Origin of the sequence: Phytohabitans kaempferiae, from assembly GCF_042433955.1 — a bacterium.
Classification (GTDB): domain Bacteria; phylum Actinomycetota; class Actinomycetes; order Mycobacteriales; family Micromonosporaceae; genus Phytohabitans; species Phytohabitans kaempferiae.
Genome location: NZ_JBHLUH010000072.1, coordinates 1 through 18,031, shown reverse-complemented (window position 1 = coordinate 18,031; position 18,031 = coordinate 1). Strand labels below are relative to the sequence as shown.

Annotated in this window: 14 protein-coding genes; 6 read left to right on the top strand and 8 right to left on the bottom strand. The window is 73.5% G+C overall.

Features of this window, described 5'->3' with window-relative positions; all coding sequences use genetic code 11:
* Positions 1–158: 158 nt before the first annotated feature.
* The 3 genes from ACFFIA_RS32935 to ACFFIA_RS32925 are packed head-to-tail and all read right to left on the bottom strand — an operon-like array spanning position 159 to position 3,244.
* Positions 159–1,388, bottom strand: coding sequence for an RNA polymerase sigma factor (locus tag ACFFIA_RS32935; protein ID WP_377258588.1), 1,230 nt, complete (start codon positions 1,386–1,388; stop codon positions 159–161).
* Positions 1,389–1,415: 27 nt separating this feature from the next.
* On the bottom strand, positions 1,416–2,081 hold the full coding sequence (locus tag ACFFIA_RS32930; RefSeq protein ID WP_377258585.1) for a response regulator transcription factor: 666 nt from the start codon (positions 2,079–2,081) through the stop codon (positions 1,416–1,418).
* A complete protein-coding gene (locus ACFFIA_RS32925; protein ID WP_377258582.1) occupies positions 2,078–3,244 on the bottom strand; it encodes a sensor histidine kinase in 1,167 nt (388 codons plus the stop codon). The genes ACFFIA_RS32930 and ACFFIA_RS32925 overlap by 4 nt, the downstream gene beginning before the upstream one ends.
* A gap of 179 nt (positions 3,245–3,423) precedes the next feature.
* Between ACFFIA_RS32925 and ACFFIA_RS32920 the strand changes: the two genes are divergently transcribed.
* Positions 3,424–3,870, top strand: a complete 447-nt coding sequence (locus ACFFIA_RS32920; protein WP_377258579.1) for a DUF6220 domain-containing protein — start codon at positions 3,424–3,426, stop codon at positions 3,868–3,870.
* Positions 3,867–5,717, top strand: coding sequence for a multicopper oxidase family protein (locus ACFFIA_RS32915; RefSeq protein WP_377258576.1), 1,851 nt, complete (start codon positions 3,867–3,869; stop codon positions 5,715–5,717). Before ACFFIA_RS32920 ends, ACFFIA_RS32915 begins: the two co-directional genes overlap by 4 nt.
* Before the next feature lie 8 nt (positions 5,718–5,725).
* Here the strand turns inward: ACFFIA_RS32915 and ACFFIA_RS32910 are convergent, their stop codons facing one another.
* Both ACFFIA_RS32910 and ACFFIA_RS32905 read right to left on the bottom strand, forming a co-directional pair.
* Complete coding sequence (locus tag ACFFIA_RS32910) at positions 5,726–6,400, bottom strand: response regulator (RefSeq protein ID WP_512700731.1); 675 nt, start codon at positions 6,398–6,400, stop codon at positions 5,726–5,728.
* A 49-nt stretch (positions 6,401–6,449) separates the two neighbouring features.
* Entirely contained in the window at positions 6,450–7,253 is an 804-nt protein-coding gene (locus ACFFIA_RS32905; RefSeq protein WP_377258573.1) for a sensor histidine kinase, read from the bottom strand.
* A gap of 139 nt (positions 7,254–7,392) precedes the next feature.
* Here ACFFIA_RS32905 and ACFFIA_RS32900 point away from each other — a divergent pair, with 139 nt between their 5' ends.
* The 3 genes from ACFFIA_RS32900 to ACFFIA_RS32890 all read left to right on the top strand — a co-directional run bounded on the left by ACFFIA_RS32900 (position 7,393) and on the right by ACFFIA_RS32890 (position 11,477).
* On the top strand, positions 7,393–8,097 hold the full coding sequence (locus ACFFIA_RS32900) for an ABC transporter ATP-binding protein (RefSeq protein WP_377258570.1): 705 nt from the start codon (positions 7,393–7,395) through the stop codon (positions 8,095–8,097).
* Entirely contained in the window at positions 8,094–10,382 is a 2,289-nt protein-coding gene (locus ACFFIA_RS32895) for an ABC transporter permease (RefSeq protein WP_377258567.1), read from the top strand. Before ACFFIA_RS32900 ends, ACFFIA_RS32895 begins: the two co-directional genes overlap by 4 nt.
* A 114-nt stretch (positions 10,383–10,496) precedes the next feature.
* Positions 10,497–11,477 carry a helix-turn-helix domain-containing protein gene (locus ACFFIA_RS32890; RefSeq protein ID WP_377258564.1) on the top strand — a complete coding sequence of 327 codons (981 nt, stop codon included), beginning with the start codon at positions 10,497–10,499 and terminating at the stop codon, positions 11,475–11,477.
* A 15-nt stretch (positions 11,478–11,492) separates the two neighbouring features.
* Here ACFFIA_RS32890 and ACFFIA_RS32885 read toward each other — a convergent pair whose 3' ends face one another.
* A complete protein-coding gene (locus ACFFIA_RS32885; RefSeq protein ID WP_377258561.1) occupies positions 11,493–15,179 on the bottom strand; it encodes a S8 family serine peptidase in 3,687 nt (1,228 codons plus the stop codon).
* A 155-nt stretch (positions 15,180–15,334) separates the two neighbouring features.
* Entirely contained in the window at positions 15,335–16,387 is a 1,053-nt protein-coding gene (locus ACFFIA_RS32880; protein WP_377258558.1) for a DUF6923 family protein, read from the bottom strand.
* 227 nt (positions 16,388–16,614) lie between these two features.
* On the opposite strand from ACFFIA_RS32880, the gene ACFFIA_RS32875 reads away from it, so the two are divergent.
* A complete protein-coding gene (locus ACFFIA_RS32875; RefSeq protein WP_377258555.1) occupies positions 16,615–17,358 on the top strand; it encodes a bestrophin-like domain in 744 nt (247 codons plus the stop codon).
* Here the strand turns inward: ACFFIA_RS32875 and ACFFIA_RS32870 are convergent.
* Positions 17,345–18,031: substrate-binding domain-containing protein (locus tag ACFFIA_RS32870; protein WP_377258552.1), on the bottom strand; the 687-nt coding region annotated here is incomplete at its 5' end. The two genes, ACFFIA_RS32875 and ACFFIA_RS32870, sit on opposite strands and share 14 nt — an antisense overlap.

Sequence of the window (18,031 nt, the reverse complement as noted above, 5' to 3'; positions counted from 1 at the left end):
CGTGTGCCTTCCGGCGTTTCGCCGCACGAACCCCCGCGCGGACGTGACGGTGACGTGCGCCGGCACCACGCTCGCCATCGCCGGATCCCAGGAGCGCCGCCACGCCTCGACACGTTCGACCGCCGGCCCGGTGGGCACCACGCAGAGGTGGCGGCGCATCAGGCGAGCCGGGCCGCGCGGCCCTGGAGGTAGCGCTGCTCGGGCAGGCTGTTGGTGCGTTTGGCCGCCTGCTGGTAGCTGGCCCGGGCCGCCTCCCGGTCGCCGGCCAGCTCCTGGAAGTGCGCGCGCACCGCGTCCAGCCGGTGGTGCCCGGCGACCCGTTCGTCTGCGTCCAGTGTGGAGAGTTCGGCGAGGCCCGCCGCCGGGCCACGTACCATCGCCACCGCAACCGCCCGGTTGAGCGTGACCATCGGGTTGTCCGAGACGCTGGCGAGCAGGTCGTAGAGGGCGAGGATCTGCGGCCAGTCGGTGTCCTCCGCGCGGGGCGCCTCGTCGTGCACGGCCGCGATCGCCGCCTGCAACTGGTACGGACCCAGCGGCGCCCGGGACAGCGTGCGGGTGACGAGCGCGACGCCCTCCTTGACGTACGCGCTGGTCCACAGTGCACGGTCTTGCTCGGCGAGCGGGATCAGGTCGCCGCCCGGCCCGGTGCGGGCGGGGCGGCGGGCGTCGGTCAGCAGCATGAGCGCGAGCAGCCCGGCCACCTCGCCGTCGTCGGGCAGCAGCCCGTGCACCGCCCGGGCCAGCCGGATCGCCTCGGAGGTCAGCTCGACCCGGTGCAGATGCGCGCCGGACGTGGCTGTGTACCCCTCGTTGAAGATGAGGTACAGCACGTGCAGCACGACCCGCAGCCGCTCCTCCCGCTCCTGCGGCGGCGGCAGCGTAAAGGTGCTGCCGGTGGCCTTGATCCGCTGCTTGGCGCGGCTGACCCGCTGGGCCATCGTCGCCGCCGGCACCAGAAACGCGTTGGCGATCTCGGCCGTGGTCAGGCCACCGACCGCGCGGAGCGTGAGCGCGATCTGCGACGCCTGGGTGAGGGCCGGATGGCAGCAGAGGAAGAGCAGCGTGAGCGTGTCGTCGCGGTCCGGGGCGCGCCCCTCGTCGGCGGCCGGTGCGACGAGTTCGTCGGCCGGCGCCATCACCACGACGTTCTCCTCGCGGCGGCGCCGGGCGCTCTCACTGCGGAACTGGTCGGTGAGGCGCCGGCTGGCGACAGTGAGCAGCCAGGCGCGCGGATTGTCTGGTATGCCCTCCTCGCGCCACTGCACCGCGGCGGCCAGCAGCGCCTCCTGCACGGCGTCCTCGCAGGCGTCGAACTGCCCGTACCGGCGGACCAGCACGCCCAGCACCTGCGGCGCCTGCTCCCGGATCACTGCCTCGAAGCTCACGCTCCGATTAAACCCGCACCAGCCCGGTTAAACCCGCACCAGCCCGGTCTGGTAGGCCACGACCACGAGCTGAGCCCGGTCGCGCGCGCCCAGCTTGATCATCGCGCGGCTGACGTGCGTACGGGCGGTCGCCGGGCTGAGCGTCAACTCGCCCGCGATCTCCTCGTTGCTGAGCCCTTGCCCCACGAGCGCGACCACCTCCCGCTCACGCTGAGTGAGGACGGCCAGCCGGTGCTCCGCCTCGTGCTGGGCGGTGCGCACCGCCGTGAACTGCCCGATCAGCCGCCGGGTGATCCGCGGTGCGAGCAGCGCGTCGCCGGCCGCCACCACGCGGATGCCGTGCAGCAGCTCCGCCGGCCCGGCGTCCTTGAGCAGGAAGCCGCTCGCCCCCGCCTCGAGCGCCTCGAAGACGTACTCGTCGGTGTCGTACGTGGTCAGGATCAGCACGCGTACGCGTTCGAGCCCGGGCGTCGCGGCGATCTGCCCGGTCGCCTGGATGCCGTCGAGCCTGGGCATGCGGATGTCCATCAGCACCACGTCGGGGCGGTGCGCGCGGGCGAGGTCCACCGCCTCCCGCCCGTCGGCCGCCTCGCCCACCACCGTGATGTCGTCTTCGAGGTCGAGCAGCATCGTGAAGCCGGTGCGGACCAGGACCTGGTCGTCCGCGACGAGTACGCGGATCCCGTCACTCATGCCGGCTCCGCCAGCGGCAGCCGTGCGTACACCTGGAAGCCGCCACTGCTCCGCGGACCGGCGGTGAGGTCGCCACCGAGGAGGGCGCAGCGCTCCCGCATGCCTCCGATGCCACGACCGGCGCCGCCCCCACCGTCGCTGCCGTTGCCGTCGTCGGTCACGCGGATGAGCAGGTCGGAGGGCTCGTACGCGACCTCGATGGTGACCCGCGCGGGCCCGGCGTGCCGGATCACGTTGGTGATCGACTCCTGGAGGATGCGGTAGGCGGCCTGGTCGACCGCGCAGGGCAGCTCGCGCGGCGGGGCCGCCACGTCGACCTTGACGTCCAGCCCCGACTCCCGGGCCAGCCCGGCCAGCTCCTCGACCCGGTCGAGGCCGGGGGCGGGCGCGCGGCCGTCTTCGGTGTCCCGGAGCACGCCGAGCGTGGCCCGCAGCTCGCGGAGCGCCCGGGCGCTGGTCCGCTCGATCGTGAGCAGCGTCTCCCGCGCCTGCTCGGGACGTTTGCCGAGCACGTGCGCGGTGACCCCGGCCTGCACGTTGATGATGGCGATCGCGTGCGCCACGGTGTCGTGCACCTCACGGGCGATGTGCAGCCGCTCGGCGTCGACCCGGCGGCGCGCCTCCTCCTCGCGCGTGCGCTCGGCCCGCTCGGCCCGCTCCTGCGCCTCGGCGGCGATCACCCGGCGCATGCGGGTCGACTCGCCGAGTACCGCCGCCATGATGGCGGTGCCGATCCGGAAGGCCAGCCAGCCGACGTCCGGCGGATAGAGGACCGCGGCGAAGACCCAGCTCGCGATCAGCGCGCCGATGCCGGTCAGCACGAGCCACTGGCGGCGGCCGTCGCCGTACGCGGTGACGGTGTAGACCGCGACGAAGACGCCGATCCAGTTGGGGCCGTCCGGATAGCCGGAGCCGTAGTACATGACGCTGGTCGCGACCCCGAACAGGAACACCGGCACCGGCCACCGCCGGCGCACCGCGAGGCTCAGCCCGCTGGCCACCAGCAGCACGGCGTGCGCGTAGACGCCGATCGCGCTGAGCTGGTCGATCTCCTGCTCGGTCGAGATCTGCCTGGTGCCCTGCACCTGCAGGAAGGCAACGAACAGGCCGAGGAGCAGATCCTGCGCCCAAACCGGCAGGCGCAGCCGGGGATGCGCGGCCATGACGCGATCGTATCCGCTGCTCCGCCCGGCCAGATCCGCCTCATGGCGTAGGCGACTACGTCAGCGCGCGTACGCCCCGCTGCCGGCCTGTCGTCCACGTGCGTACCCGGATGCCGCCCGCGGTCAGACGTCCGCGCGGCGGCCGAGGCGCAGGATCGCCCTGTCGAAAGGAGTACGCCATGCGCAGAGTCTTCGTGGTCCTCGCCGGCCTGCTGTTCCTCGCCATCCTCGCGCAGTTCTACTTCGCCGCGGTGGGGGCGTTCGACCGGCCGCGGGACGACGACTCGTTCGCGCTCCACAGCATCACCGGGATGGTGCTCATCCCGCTCCTGAGCATCCTCACGACGCTCGCCGCCGCGCTCGCCCGGGCGCCCGGACGGCTCATCGGCCTGACGCTCGCCCCGCTCGGGCTGCTCGTCGTGCAGGTGCTCATCATCGTGGTCGGCAACGTCATCTCGGGCGGGGCGGACGAGGAGACCGGGCTCGCCGGCCTGGTCGTCTTCGGCCTGCACGCGGTCAACGCGCTCGTCATGATGGGCGCGGCGGCCGCGGTGCTCCGCCAGGCCCGCGCGTTCGCGACCGGCAAGTCCACTATGGATGCACCGCAGCCGGCGCCGGTCGTATGAACACCGCTCAGCTCATCGCGCTCGACCTGCTGGTCACGCTGCTCGCCGCGGCCGGCTGGCTGGGCGCGGGCGTGGCGGCGGCGGCCCGGCGCGCCCGTGTCGCCACCGCACTCCTGGCGGCCGCGGCCATCGTGACCATCGTGCGGGTCACGACCGCGGTCGCCCTCGCCACCGGTGGCTGGTGGTTCGCGCAGGACCGAGTCGTCCTGACCGGACCGCTGCTGGGCGTGGCCGGGCTCGCCGCCGTCCTCGTCGCCGGCCCGCGCCTGATCACCGCGGTGCGGGCCGGCACGCCGGGCAACTCGCCCTCCGCCGTGGTTCCGCTCCTCGTCGCCGGGTACGCGGGCGCGGCCGGCCTGCTCTTCCCATTCCTGGTCGGGTATCCAGCGACCTGGGGCGACGTGCTCGTGACGGTGGCGCTCGTCGGTACGGCGGGGCTGGTGACGTGGCGGATCGCCGGTTCGGGTCCACCGCTGTGGACATTCCTGCCGGTACTCGCCATGGGGCTGGCCGGTGTCGGGGCCGGGTTCGCATCGGGGGCGGACCTCGACACCGGCGGCGGCCCCGCGGGCGCCCATCCCGCCGGGCACGGGGTCTCCGTCGCCGACCTGCGCGGGCCGGCCGAGCCGGCGCCGGGCGGGCAGGTGCGGCGGTACACGTTCACCGCGCGCCAGACGACCGTCGAGGTGGCCGGGCGCACGGTCGAGGCGTGGGGGTACAACGGGCAGGTGCCGGGGCCGCCGATCACCGCGGCCGAGGGCGACCTCATCGAGGTGACGCTCCGCAACGCGGACATCGGTCGCGGGGTGACGCTGCACTGGCACGGATACGACGTGCCGGCCGGCGAGGATGGCGCGCCCGGGGTGACCCAGGACGCCGTACCGCCCGGCGGCGAGTACGTGTACCGCTTCCGCGCCGACCAGGTGGGCACGTACTGGTACCACACGCACTCGGCCTCCGACGTCGGCGTGCGGATGGGGCTGTACGGCACGCTCGTGGTCGCGCCACCGGCCGCCGGGCTCGACCTCACGCTGCCGGTGCACACGTTCGGCGAGACGACCGTGGCCGGCGGGCCCGGGGCGCACGACGCGGCGCCCGGCACGCCCGTGCGGCTGCGCCTGGTCAACACCGACAGCGTGCCGCACCGGTTCGTGCTCAGCGGCACGGCGTACCGGCTGGTGGCGGTCGACGGCGCCGACCTCAACGGCCCCGGCGAGCTGCGCGAGGTGGAGCTGCGCCTGCCCGCCGGAGGCCGGTACGACCTGGCGTTCGCGATGCCCTCCGGCCCGGTGGCACTCTTCGTCGACGGCGAGCCGGGGCTGCGGCTCGGCGTGGGCGAACCACCGCCCGCGCCGGACGGCTGGCCGGAACTGGACATCACGCGGTACGGCACACCGGCGGACACGGCCTTCGGCCCGGAGAGCCGCTTCGACCGGAGCTTCACGCTCGTACTCGACCGAGGCATCGCGATGGTCGACGGCGTGCCCCGGTACGCGCACACGGTCAACGGCCGCGCCTACCCGAACGTCCCGACCCAACTTGTGCGGGAAGGCGACCTCGTGGAGACCACGGTCGCCAATCGAGGGCTGGAGACGCATCCGTGGCACCTGCACGGCCACCGCGTACTTGTGCTGGAGCGAAACGGCCACCGGGTCACCGGGAGTCCACTATGGATGGACACGTTCGACGTGCGCCCCGGCGAGGTGTGGCGGGTCGCCTTCCGCGCGGACAACCCCGGCGAGTGGATGAACCACTGTCACAACCTGGCCCACGCGGCACAGGGCATGGCGCTGCACCTGCGGTACGACGGCGTGACGACCCCGTTTCACGGCGGCCATGGCGACTGAGCGCCGGCTCAGCCGCCCGGCTTGACCAGCCCGGTCTCGTAGGCGAGCACCACCGCCTGGGCCCGGTCGCGGAGTCCCAGCTTGCCGAAGATGTGCGCGGCGTGCGTCTTGACCGTCGCCTCGCTCAGCGTCAGCGCGGCCGCGATCTCGGCGTTGGACAGCCCGCGCCCCATCAGCGCCAGCACCTCCCGCTCGCGCGGCGTCAGCCCGGCGAGGTCGCGGTGGATCGCGGGCGGGCCAGCCGGGCCATTGCCGGCGGACGCGAACCGCTCGACCAGCCGGCGGGTGATCGAGGGCGCGAGCAGGGCGTCGCCGGTGTCGACGAGGCGCACGGCGGCCACCAGGTGCTCGGGCGTCACGTCCTTGAGCAGGAAGCCGCTGGCGCCGGCGGCGAGCGCGGCGTAGACGTAGCGGTCGAGGTCGAACGTGGTCAGCATGAGGACCCGGCACTCGGGCGCGTGCTCCAGCACGCGGCGCGCGGCCTCCAGGCCGTCCATGACCGGCATGCGGATGTCCATGAGCGCCACGTCGGGACGCAGCCGGCGGACCGCCGCCACCGCCTCGGCGCCGTCGGCCGCCTCGGCCACCACGTCGATGCCGCCGGCGGTGAGGATCATCCGGAAGCCGCTGCGGACCAGCGCCTGGTCATCGGCGATCACGACCCGCGGCGCCGGCGTGCTCACGGCCGCTCCCGGTGCGCTCGCCCGCGACCGGCCGGCCCGGCTCGCCGGCTCACGGCCGCTCCAGCGGGATCTTGGCGCGGACCCGGAAGCCACCGCCGAGCCGGCGGCGCGCGTCGAGGTCGCCACCGAAGACGGCGACCCGCTGGCGGAGGCCGAGCAGCCCGCGCCCCTCCGCCGGGCCGCCACCGGCCGGCGGTCGCGGGCGGCTGCCGGATAGCACGCTCGGTCCGGTGTTGAGCACCTCGATCCGGAGGTAGCGCTCCGCGTAGCGCACCGTGACCTCCGCCTTCACCCCGTCGCCGTGCTTGAGCGCGTTGGTCAGCGCCTCCTGGATGATCCGGTATGCGGTCAGGTCGACCCCCGACGGGAGCGGCCGTGGCTCGCCGGAGATCCGCACCTCGACCGGGAGCCCGGCGAACGCGATCCGGTCGATCAGCGGGGTCAGCCGGCTCAGGCTCGGCTGCGGCGCCAGGTCGATCTCGTCCGCACCGCTCGCCGCGGGGGCGAGCACGCCGAGCAGGTGGCGCAGCTCGGTCATGGTGTCACGCCCGGCGGTCTCCACCGCCCGCAGGGCCGCGGTCGCCTCGCCCGAGCCGGCGTGGATCACCTGGCGGGCGGCGCCGGCCTGCACCACCATCACGCTCACGTTGTGGCTGACGATGTCGTGCAGCTCGCGGGCGATCCGGGCGCGCTCGGCGTCGACCGCGCCCTGGGCCGCCGTCTCCCGCTCCCGCTCCAATAGCCAGCCGCGCTCCTCCAGCGCCCGGGTGAACGCGCGCCGAGTGCGCACCAGCCGCACCGCGAGCACGGCGGCGACCAGGCCCGCGACGGCCGCGGCCAGCCAACCAACCATGGGAACACTGTCTCAGGCCGCCACCGGAGGGCGCATCATCCCGGGGAGGCAGCCCCTACATCTGCGGGATGAGCCGCGCGGAGAGTTACTTCCGCGAGCCGATGCCCGACCCGTACCGGCCCGGCCAAGCTCTATGACCATGAGTGACGAGGGGAACGAGCCGCCGGTCGTGCGGCTGTCGAACGTCCGCAAGGAGTACGGGGAGGCGGTCGCGCTCGACGGGATCTCGGTGGAGATCCGGGCCGGGGAGGCGGTCGCCGTGATGGGGCCTTCCGGCAGCGGCAAGTCGACGCTGCTCAACGTCGTCGCCGGGCTGGACCGCCCGACGTCCGGCTCGGTGGTCGTGCACGGTGAGGACCTGGGCGCGCTGAACGAGAAGGGGCTCGCCCTCTTCCGCCGCCGCCGGATCGGGATGATCTTCCAGTTCTTCAACCTCATCGACGACCTGTCCGCCCTCGACAACGTCGCGCTGGCCGCCCAGCTCGCCGGCACGCCCGCGGCGCACGCCCGGCGCCGGGCGCTGGAGCTGTTCGACGAACTCGGCATCGCGGCGCGGCGCAACACGTACCCCGCACAGCTCAGCGGCGGCGAGCGGCAGCGGGTCGCGGTGGCCCGCGCGCTCATGAACCGCCCCGCGCTGCTGCTCGCCGACGAGCCCACCGGCGCGCTGGACAGCCGGGTCGGCGAGCAGGTGATGGACCTGCTGCTCGACCTCAACCAGATCGGCCAGACGCTGCTGATGGTGACCCACGACGAGCGGCTCGCGACCCGCTGTGCCAGCCGAGTGATCGAGATCGTCGACGGGCAGGTGGCCCGCGAGCGGACCCTGGAGCGGGCGGCATGAGTGCGGTCTGGCTGGCGGCGCGCGCGGCGGTCCGCCGGCGGCGGCTCCAGACGGCCGTGGTGGGCATCGTCGTCGGCGTCTCCACCACCATGATCGTGGTCGCGCTGGGGCTGCTGGCGGTCTCGTCCGGCCCGTTCGACCAGGCGCACGCGCAGCAGCGCGGCGCCCACCTCGTGGTCGCGTACGACCGGGCCAAGGTCACCGACGCGCAACTCACCACCGCCGCCGCCAAGCCCGCGGTCGAGGCGGTGGCCGGGCCGTTCGCCCAGGCCACGATCGAGGCCACCGCCGCGGGCCGGCCCCGAACCGACCCGCTCACCGTCGTCGGCCGGGCCGATTCCGCGGGCACGGTAGACCGGCTCAACGTGTGGCGGGGGCGCTGGGCGAGCGCGCCCGGCGAGATCGTCGTCAACGCCAACCCGGTCGGCGAGGGGCAGATGTTCCGCGTGGGCCAGCAGCTCACCGTGCGAGGCGGCACCACGCTGACCGTGGTCGGCCTCGCCTACAGCATGAGCCAGTCGGCCGACGCGTGGGTCACGCCCGAGCAGGCCATGGCCTTCGCGCCGACCGCGACCCAGATGCTGTACCGATTCGCCGAGGCGTCCACCGACTCACAGGTGCGGTCGGGGCTCGCCGCCGTCACGGAAGGGCTGGCGGCCGACGCCCGGCTCGGCTTCTCCTCGTACCTCGCCCTCCGGGAGTCGGCGGCGCGTGAGGCGGCGACGTACGTGACGTTCCTGGTCGCCTTCGGCGTGCTCGGCCTCGCCGTCGCCATCCTGATCGTGGCCAACGTGGTGAGCGGCGCGGTGGTCGCCGGCTTCCGGCACATCGGCGTGCTCAAGGCGCTCGGCTTCACCCCGAGCCAGGTGCTCGCCGTGTACCTGACGATGGTCTCGGTACCGGCGGTCGCCGGCTGCGCGCTCGGCACCGTACTCGGCAACGTGCTCGCCCGGCCGCTGCTCTCCGACGCGTTCCGCAACCTCGGCGCGGAGGCCATCGGCGTCCCGGCCTGGGTCAGCGCGGCGGCGCTGGCCGGCGTACCGCTGATGGTGGCCCTCTCCGCCTTCGTACCGGCGATGCGCGCCCGCCGCCTGCCCGCGGTCGAGGCGATCAGCGCGGGGAACGCACCGCGCCCCGGCCGAGGCCAGCGTGTCCAGCGGTGGCTCAGCGGTACGCGGCTGCCCCGGGCGGTCAGCCTCGGGCTCGGCCTGCCCTTCGCCCGCCCGGCCCGCAGCGCGCTGACGATGGCGGCCGTCGTGCTCGGCGTGACCAGCGTGACGCTCGCGATCGGCCTGGCCGACTCGCTGACCACGTACCAACGGGTCGAGGCGCGGGCGGGGAAGGTGCACATGGAGGTGCTGCCCGCGTTCGGCCCGGACGGCACTTCGGTGGGCGACGAGGCGCTGCTGCGCTCGGTGCCCGGCACGCGGCATCTGCTCGGCATCACCGACGTACCGGTCCGCCAGGTGGGCACCAACGAGCCCACCTGGCTGAGGCTCTACAAGGGAGACACGGGCGTGCTCGGCCACGAGGTCCTCGAAGGCCGGTGGCCGACCGGCGCGGCGGAGGTGGCCGTCTCCAAGCGGTTCCTGCGCCAGCGCGGGCTGTCCGTCGGCGATGCCATCACCGTCGAGTCGGCCACGAGCCGGGCGCAGGTGCGGATCGTCGGCCTGCTGGTGTTCAACGACACCGAGGCGATGATCGCCGAGTGGCCGGCCGCGTCGCTGCTGGCACCGGATGCCCTGCCGGACCGCTTCGAGGTGAGCCTCGCCGAGGGCACCAGCGCGCAGGCGTACACGGAGGCGGTCGCCGCCGCCGCACCCCAACTGCTGGCGATCCCGCCCGAGGGCGTCGACGAGTTCATCGTGATCGTGCTGGTGACCGTGACGCTGCTGACCCTGATGCTCGCCGTGGTGGCCGCGCTGGGCGTCTTCAACACCGCCGTGCTCAGCACGCGCGAGCGCCGCCGCGACCTGGGCATGCTCAAGTCGATCGGGATGACCCCGGGCCAGGTCACCGTGATGGTGGTGACCTCGATGGCGGCGCTCGGCGCGGTCGGCGGGCTGCTCGGCATCCCGATCGGGGTCGCCGCCCACCGCGTGGTCCTGCCGGCCATGGCGAACGCGGCCGAGGTGGGCTTCCCCGCGTTCGTACTCGACGTCTACCGGGCCCCGACGCTGGCGCTGCTGGCCGTGGCGGGCGTGCTCATCGCCGCGGCGGGCGCGTTCTTACCGGCCCGGTCGGCGGCCCGGGTCACGATCGCCAAAGTACTGCACAACGAGTGATCCGCCGCCCGCGGTACCGGCCGGATCGGCGTCGCCGTCGTCCCGGCCGGTACGGCCCGCGAGCTGACTCACGATCATTGATCACCGCGCTGGACCGGGTGCATGGTGGATGCCATGCGACACGGGGAGGCATTGCTCGGGCCCGACGAGGAATGGGCGTACCGGGTACTGGTGAAGCTCGGCGTCGCCCACGCCGACCAGGTGGCGGAGCGGATGTCGCTGCCACCGGCGGACGGGCGGCGGCTGCTCGACGAACTTGGCGACAAGGGCCTGGTGGCGGCGGATGGCACACCACCGGTGTACCGCCCGCTGCCGCCGGAGCCGGCCCTCGGCGCGGAGCTGCTGCGCCGCCAGGAGTCGCTGGAGGAGGCGCGGCGCGCGCTGGCCGTCCTGAGCGAGGAGTACCTGACCAGCGCCCGCCGCCGGTACGCGGACCGGCTCGTGCAGGTCGTGGTCGGTGCGGCGGCGCTGCGGGAGCGGATCCGCCACCTCCAGGACTCGGCGAAGTCGGAGATGCTCTGGCTCTGCCGGGCGAACGCGGTGGCGATGGAGAGCGCGGAGAACACCGAGGAGTTCGACGCGCTCGACCGGGGCGTGCGCTACCAGGTGATCTACGAGCGGGCGCTGCTCATGGAGCCCGGCATGCAGGCCAACGTCGCGGACGGTATCCGCCGGGGCGAGCAGGCGCGCAGCCTCCGCACGCTGCCGGTGCGCCTGGCGGTCGCGGACCGCACGACCGCGATCTGCCCGCTGATCCGGGGCGACGAGGGCGACGTCGGCGAGCCCTCGGCCGCGATCATCGGGCGCAGCCAGCTCCTCGACGCGCTGATCGCGCTCTTCGAGAGCCACTGGGACGTCGCCACGCCGGTACGGCTCGACGGCGGCCTGCCGGACGAGGAGCCGGACCTGCCCGACGAGTCCGAGCGTTTCGTACTCTCGCTGCTGGTGGCCGGCGTGCCGGACAAGTCCATCGCGTCCCAGATGGGCGTGAGCCGGCGTACGGTGCAGCGCCGCCTGGACCGGCTGATGGCGCTCGCCGGCGTCGACACCAGGCCGGGCCTCGCGTTCCAGGCGGCCCGCCGGGGCTGGTTGTAGCCCCGGCCGTTTGCGTCACCGCAGCCCGTACGCGCGGATCACCGTCTGCGTCACCGCGTTGCCGGCGCCGTCCCGGGCGTGCACGCGCAGCGACACGCTCCCGCTGCCGGCCGGTACGAGCGCCCGGTAGCCGTCGCGGTGCCGGGTCACCGGTACGGTGCGCCACTTCGCGCCCTCGTCCAGCGACACCTCGACCCGCAGCGTGGTGTCGCGCGGCGCGCGCAGCCCCTCCTGGTGCCACAGCTGGAGCGTGATCAGATGCGGATGCCGGCCGGAGACGTGGCCGCTGAGGTCGGCCGGTACGCCGTATCCGACCTGGAGCAGTGGCAGCGGCTCGGCGCGTCCCTGCGCCGTCCGCCCGGACCGGAACTCCCACGACGTCCGCGTGCGGGTCGCCCACAGCCACTCCTCGCCGCCGCGCTCGGTGGTCAGCTCCAGCCGGTACGCGGCCGGTGCGGCGGTGGTGCTCACGTCCCGCCGGGCGTCTGGAAGCTCGGCGAGGAGCGTGCCATCCCGCCACAGCTTGGCCGTGACCGTGTCGTCGTAGTCGGCGACCTGGTAGTGCCCGCTGGTCGCGTCGACGAACTCCGGCATCCGCAGGGCGAGCGTGTCGGCCGTCCGGGAGCTGACCACCCCCGGTACGGCGGCGGGGCGCACGACCGGCGTGAACCACCCCTCCGTCAGCGCGCTGTTCGCCGCGTACGTGCGCGGCAGCTCCGTCATTCCTCCGCCGATGGGGTTCATGTCGTCCCAGGTGTAGTAGTAGTGCACGCGGTGCTGCCAGACGGAGTCACCAGCGGAGACCCACTCCTCGCGCACCTTGGGCGTCTGTACGATCCGCTGCGTGTCGTTCCAGGAGTACTCCTGCCACGGCCGCCAGCCGAACCGCTGCTCCTTGGCCCAGCCGAAGCCGCCGTTCTCGGCGTACCGCGAGGTGATCCGCGCGGTGTTGTGCGGGGTGACCCGGTGCACGATCCGCTCCGGCACGCGCCCTCGCTCGACGTGGAAGACGTCGTACAGGTACGGGCTGGAGGGCGTGAGCGTGAGGTCGATGGTCGCCCTGCCCCTGCTTGCGGCCGCCAGCAGCTTCTGGCCGTCGTCGTGTGCGACCACGAGCGAGGGGATCGGCTCCCGGTCACCGACCGGCCGCCACACGGTCCAGGCTGGCATGTCCGGGGTACGCACGATGATGGCGACCGCGGCGCCGGCGGCGGCCGCCGCCTGGATCTGATCCTGCTCGGAGAGCTCCTCCGAGCCGACCATGAGCGCCGCCGCGCCGCGCAGCGCGGCCTTCTCCGCACCGGCGAGCACGAGTCGGTACTTTCGCGTGCCTTCGTAGACCGGGGACTGGTGCAGCAGGTTGATGTCGACCGGTCCGGTGACGCCCGGCACCTTCACCTGGACCATCGGCGCGACGAGCTGCCAGCGGGAGGAGAACTCGTACTCGCCGGCCGAGGGGCGCCGGGTTGGCGTGACGTTGACCTGCCGCACCGTGCTGAAGTGCATGACGCCGTGCATGGTGATCCGCCCGGTCGCGTGTACGCGCCGCTCGTAGTAGCTGATGATGCTCTGCTGCTCGGCCGGCTTCGGCGTCTCGATCCGGATCGGCGTACCGGTGCGGGCGTCCAGCAGGATCTCCAGGTCGCCGGTGACCCGCAGCTCGGGGTTGGTGATGAAGGTGGCCTGCTCGTCGAGGGGTGCGCCGTCCTCGATGAGGGCGTTGAGCACGTACGTGCCCTCCTCGACCTCCACCGACACGCTCTCCTGCCACGGGAACATGTGCGTCATCGCGTCAGCCCGCCGGTCGTCGCCGAAGAGGATGATCACCGGTACGCTGCTCGGCTTCCCCTGGCGGTCGACCGCCTTGAACGTGACCGTGTGTCGAGGGCCGTCGAGTGTCGCGCCGATCGCGGTGCGCACCAGCACGCCGCCCGGCCCGGTCGCGGTGACGTAGCCGCTGTGCCGCCCCCGCCCCAGCTTCGCTGGTTCGAGCGTGATTGTGACCTCTGTGGACTGTCCAGCTTGGATGGTCACACGGTCGGTGGCGAGCGTGACCGCGCCGGCCAGGTCGGTGCGCAGGTCGAGCGTCACCGGCGCCCCGGTGGCGTTGGTGTACGCCAGCTTGTACGTGCGCGTGCCGGTCGCCGGCTCCTCGTGCAGCCCGAGGCTGAGCGCCGCCGTGCCGTAAACGCCCTGGCTGATCGCACGGGGCACGTCGACCCGGCCGCCGCCCTGGGCGTACACGTCGAGGTCGGAGTTGCCCCGCGCGGTGCTCACGAGCGCGTCCTTGAGCTGCCCGCCGGTCCAGCCGGGGCGGGCCTGGGCGAGCAGCGCCGCCGCGCCGGCCACGTGCGGAGTCGCCATCGAGGTGCCGGAGGCGGCGGTGTACCGGTCGTCCACCGGCGAGCCCATGCTCGTACCGGCCGCCCGCGCGGCGACGATGCCGACGCCCGGGCCGGTGATCTCCGGCTTCACGCCCTCGTCGCCGAGGCGTGGGCCGCGGCTGGAGAAGCTGGCCAGGCTCTCGTCGCGGGCCACCGCGCCGACCGCGAGCGCGGCGGTGGCGGCGGCGGGAGTGCCCACGCTCGCCTCGCCGCCGCTGTTGCCGGCGGCCACCACGAAGAGCGTGCCGTGGTCGGCGGTGAGCCGGTTGACCGCCTCGCTCAGCGGGTCGGTGCCGTCGGTCGCTCCGCCGCCCAGGCTCATGTTGACCACCTCGGCGCCCCGCGCGACCGCCCACTCCATCCCGGCGATGATCCAGGACTCGTAGCCCTCGCCGTCGTCGTTGAGCACCTTCCCGGCGAGCAGGTCGGCACCGGGCGCCACGCCCTTGCGGCTGCCGCCGGAGGCCGCGCCGGTGCCGGCGATGGTGGCCGCGACGTGCGTGCCGTGCCCGAAGTGGTCGGCCGCGTCCGGGGCGTCGGTGAAGTTCCTCTCCTCGGCGACCTTGTTCGCCAGGTCCGGATGGCTCGCGTCCACGCCGGTGTCGAGCACCGCGACGTCGACACCGCTGCCGTCATAGCCGGCCTGCCACGCGACCGGCGCCCCGATCTGGGCGACGCTCCGGTCGAGGCTGGCCCGCACCTTGCCGTCCAGCCAGATGCCCGCGATCCCGCCGGCGAGCGCCGCCGAGGGCGTCCGGGTCGCGGCGGGCGCGGCGGTGACCGACCGCCACAGCTCGCCGAGCGCGTTCTTGTCGGCGGCCACGGCGGCCCCGCCCACGCTCGGCAGCGCGCGTACCTGCCGTGCGCCGGCGAGCGCGCTGACCGAGGGCGCGTTGCCGCCGGCGTACCGCACGATCAGCGGAAGCTGCCCGGCGGCCGCGTCGGCGTACCCGTCGCTGATCAGCTCCTCGACGTCGAAAAGGTCGGCGTCGAGCACGCCCGCGGAGACGTACGGCACCGCGTCGCTCGGGAGCAACCGCAGGCCGCCGTCCGCCTCCACGGTGTGGAATGTGATCCGCTCGCGCCCTGGACCGGGCCGTACCGACGCCGCGTACCGGCCGTCACCGGCGGGCGCGACGTCCACCACGTCGCCGGTGATCAGCGTGATCCGGGACGCCCCCGTTACGGCGGAAACCTCGGCTCCCGCCGGCGTTCCGTCCGGTGCCGCGACCGCTTTCGTGGGCAGCGCGGCCGGTGCGGTGATGGTGAGCAGGACGCCTGTGACCGCAGCCGCCATCCGGCGCACGATTCGAACCATGGCGTGAGTCTGTGGTCCGGTGCGCGCGAGGGTCACTACCTCCGCGTGCGCGCAAAGGCGACATGTCGCCAGATGGACATCGGGCGCCGGCTATGTAGTCGTTGATCAGCCTCGGCAGTGCGGACGGCCCCGGCCATCCCGCCCGGCCGCACCGCTCAGCGCACTCGGGCCTTGGCGGGCGGCTTGACCACCGGCTTCGCGAACGCGACGCCGCCGAGGCCGAGCACGAGCAGCACGATCCCGAAGCGCACCGTGGTCTTGCGGTTGTCGTCCTCGGGCGGCTCGGCCACGGCCGTCCGCTCGCGCTTCGCCTTCACCACCGCGACCGGGGTCGGCGCCGGTGCCGTGGTGACCGGGGGCGTCGTGGTGACCGGGGGCGTCGTGGTGGGCACGACCCGCGGCGGCGGGACCGCTCGCGGCGGCACCGGTGGCGGCGGCGCGGCGGCGGCCGGGGAGCGGACCGGTACGGGCGTGGGCTTCGTCGTGGGCTTGGGCGCGGGCGGCCGGGGCTGGCGGCACCACGCGGCGTCCGAGCCGAGCAGGCTGGTGCCGCGGGCGATCCGGGTCGCGGTGCCGTCCAGCGCGATCCGGTACAGCGCGCCGCCGTCGTTGTTGTCCGTGGCGTAGAGGTGCGCGCCGGCGTCGTCGAATGCGACCGCGCCGTAGAAGCCGTTGCCGGGCAGGGCGGGTACCGGCGTCTCGGTCACCTTGCCGGTGTCCGGGTCGAGGCGGACCAGGCGGCTGGGATCGCGTCCCTGCGTGGTGAGGCCGTAGAGCGCGCCGTCGCCGGGGCGGGCGTCCCAGTCGCCGAAGCTGGGCAGCCTCGGCAGGCCCGTACGGCGTACGACCCGCAGGAACGTCTGCCGGTCCGGGCGCACGCCGACCACCACGTGCTCGCCGTCGAGCAGCAGGTGCAGCTCGCCGTCGACGACGGTGCCGGCGTACGCCCCGGCGATCGCGACCGTGCCCTGGCCGACGGCGGCGAGAACCGGCCCCAGATCACGGGTTTCACCCTCGGGAGTGATGGTGACGAGATGCCCGCCATCCCCGATCGGGTGACCCTTGTGCCGGGTCGCGATGCCAACGAAGAGCCCTTGCACGTGGTCGTAACCGATGGCGTTGACGGTGTGGTCGAGGTTGACGCTCCGCCGCACCTTTCCGGTATCGGTGTCGATGGCGAGCAGCCGGGATGAGCGCTGATTGTGCACCGTCCGCACCTGGTAAAGGCCGCCTTGGCAACGGCTCGCATATGTCTCCACTGCGGACTGTTCACGTGCCGAGGCAGCCGGCGCGAGCACTGCGAGGCCACCGCCGAACGCGGTCAGACCGGCGAGTAACGCGACTATCCGGAAGGTGACATGTCTCTTTCGCAAAGAACACCTCAACTATCCTGGTAAGCCCCGAACGAAGTGGATGCATCCTAAATGGAAGCTCGATGAATACCTACCTGGTCGGCACGCTCTGGTTGGTAGGCGTATCCATCGCCGCCCTCGCGGTGGTCGCGGTGATGCGACGGTGGCGCCGCGACGCCGGACCCCTCGTCGACATCAGCGTTTTGAGTGCGGTCTTCTCGCTCGCCAGCATGGTCTTCGCCATCGTGGCCGCGTTCGTGTTCATCGACGTGTGGAGCGGTGCCGAGGAGGCCCGCGACGCCACGTACGCGGAGGCGGAGGCGGCCCAACTCGTGGCCTGGTCGGCCAGTCGGATGCCGGAGTCCGACCGGGCCGAGGTGGTCCGGCTCAGCCGCGACTACCTGCGTGAGGTGATCGACCAGGAGTGGCCGCGGCTGGGCGAGGTCGGCGCTGACCAGCACGTCCGCGGCTGGCAGTTGGTGCAGGACATGCACGACGTGGCCGCCCGCCACAGCGACGAGGTCGAGGAGGCGCCGGAGATGGTCCAGTCGCTGCTCCAGGCCCGCCAGGAGCGGCTGGCGCTCGCCGGTTCGCGGATCGGCGACGCGACCTGGTTTGCCCTGCTGGTCGGGGCGGGCCTGGCCGGGCTGCCGGTGTTCTTCTTCCCATTCGACCGGGCGCTGCCGCAGCTCGCGCTGACCGCCACCGTGGCCAGCATCATCACGCTGCTGCTCTTCACCATCCAGCAGATCGAGCAGCCCTTCGCGGACGGGCGGGCACCGGTGACCGCGTACGAGGAGACGCTGGCCCGGATCACTCCTCCGTGAGGATTCGCTGGCTCGACTCGCGTACGACCAGCTCGGGCTCGAACACGACCTGCTGGTGCTCGTGGGTCTCGGGCTTGTTGGCCTCGTCGAGCAGGAGCCCGGCGGCGGTCTGGCCGAGCCGCTGGCGGGGCTGGCGGACGGAGGAGAGCGGCACGGCCGCCGCGGCGGCGAAGTCGATGTCGTCGTAACCGACCAGCGCGATCTCGTCCGGCACGCGTACCTGCTGGCGGGTGAGCACCTGGAGGACGCCGAGCGCGAGCAGGTCGTTGGCGCAGAAGACGGCGGTGGCCCGGGAGCCCCGCGGCTGGCCGAGGATGCGGGCGGCGGCGTCACGACCGGCGGCCACGGTGAGGGCGGGCGTGTCGTACCGGCGCAGGTTCTCCTCGTCCAGCCCCGCGTCGGTCAGAGCCTGGATGGCGCCCTGGTAACGGTCGCGTACCTGTTCGAGGCGGTGGGGTCCGCCGACGAAGGCGATCCGGCGGTGGCCGCTTTCGACGAGGTGGCGCATGGCGAGTTCGCCGCCGAGCCGGTCGTCCACCGACACCGAGCAGAGGTCGGCCTCGGCGGAGCGACGGTCCAGGAGCACGACCCGCACGCCCCGGTCGCGTAGCTGGCTGAGGCGTTGGCTGGCGTCGTCGATGGGGGTGATGAGGACGCCTTGGACGCGTTGTTC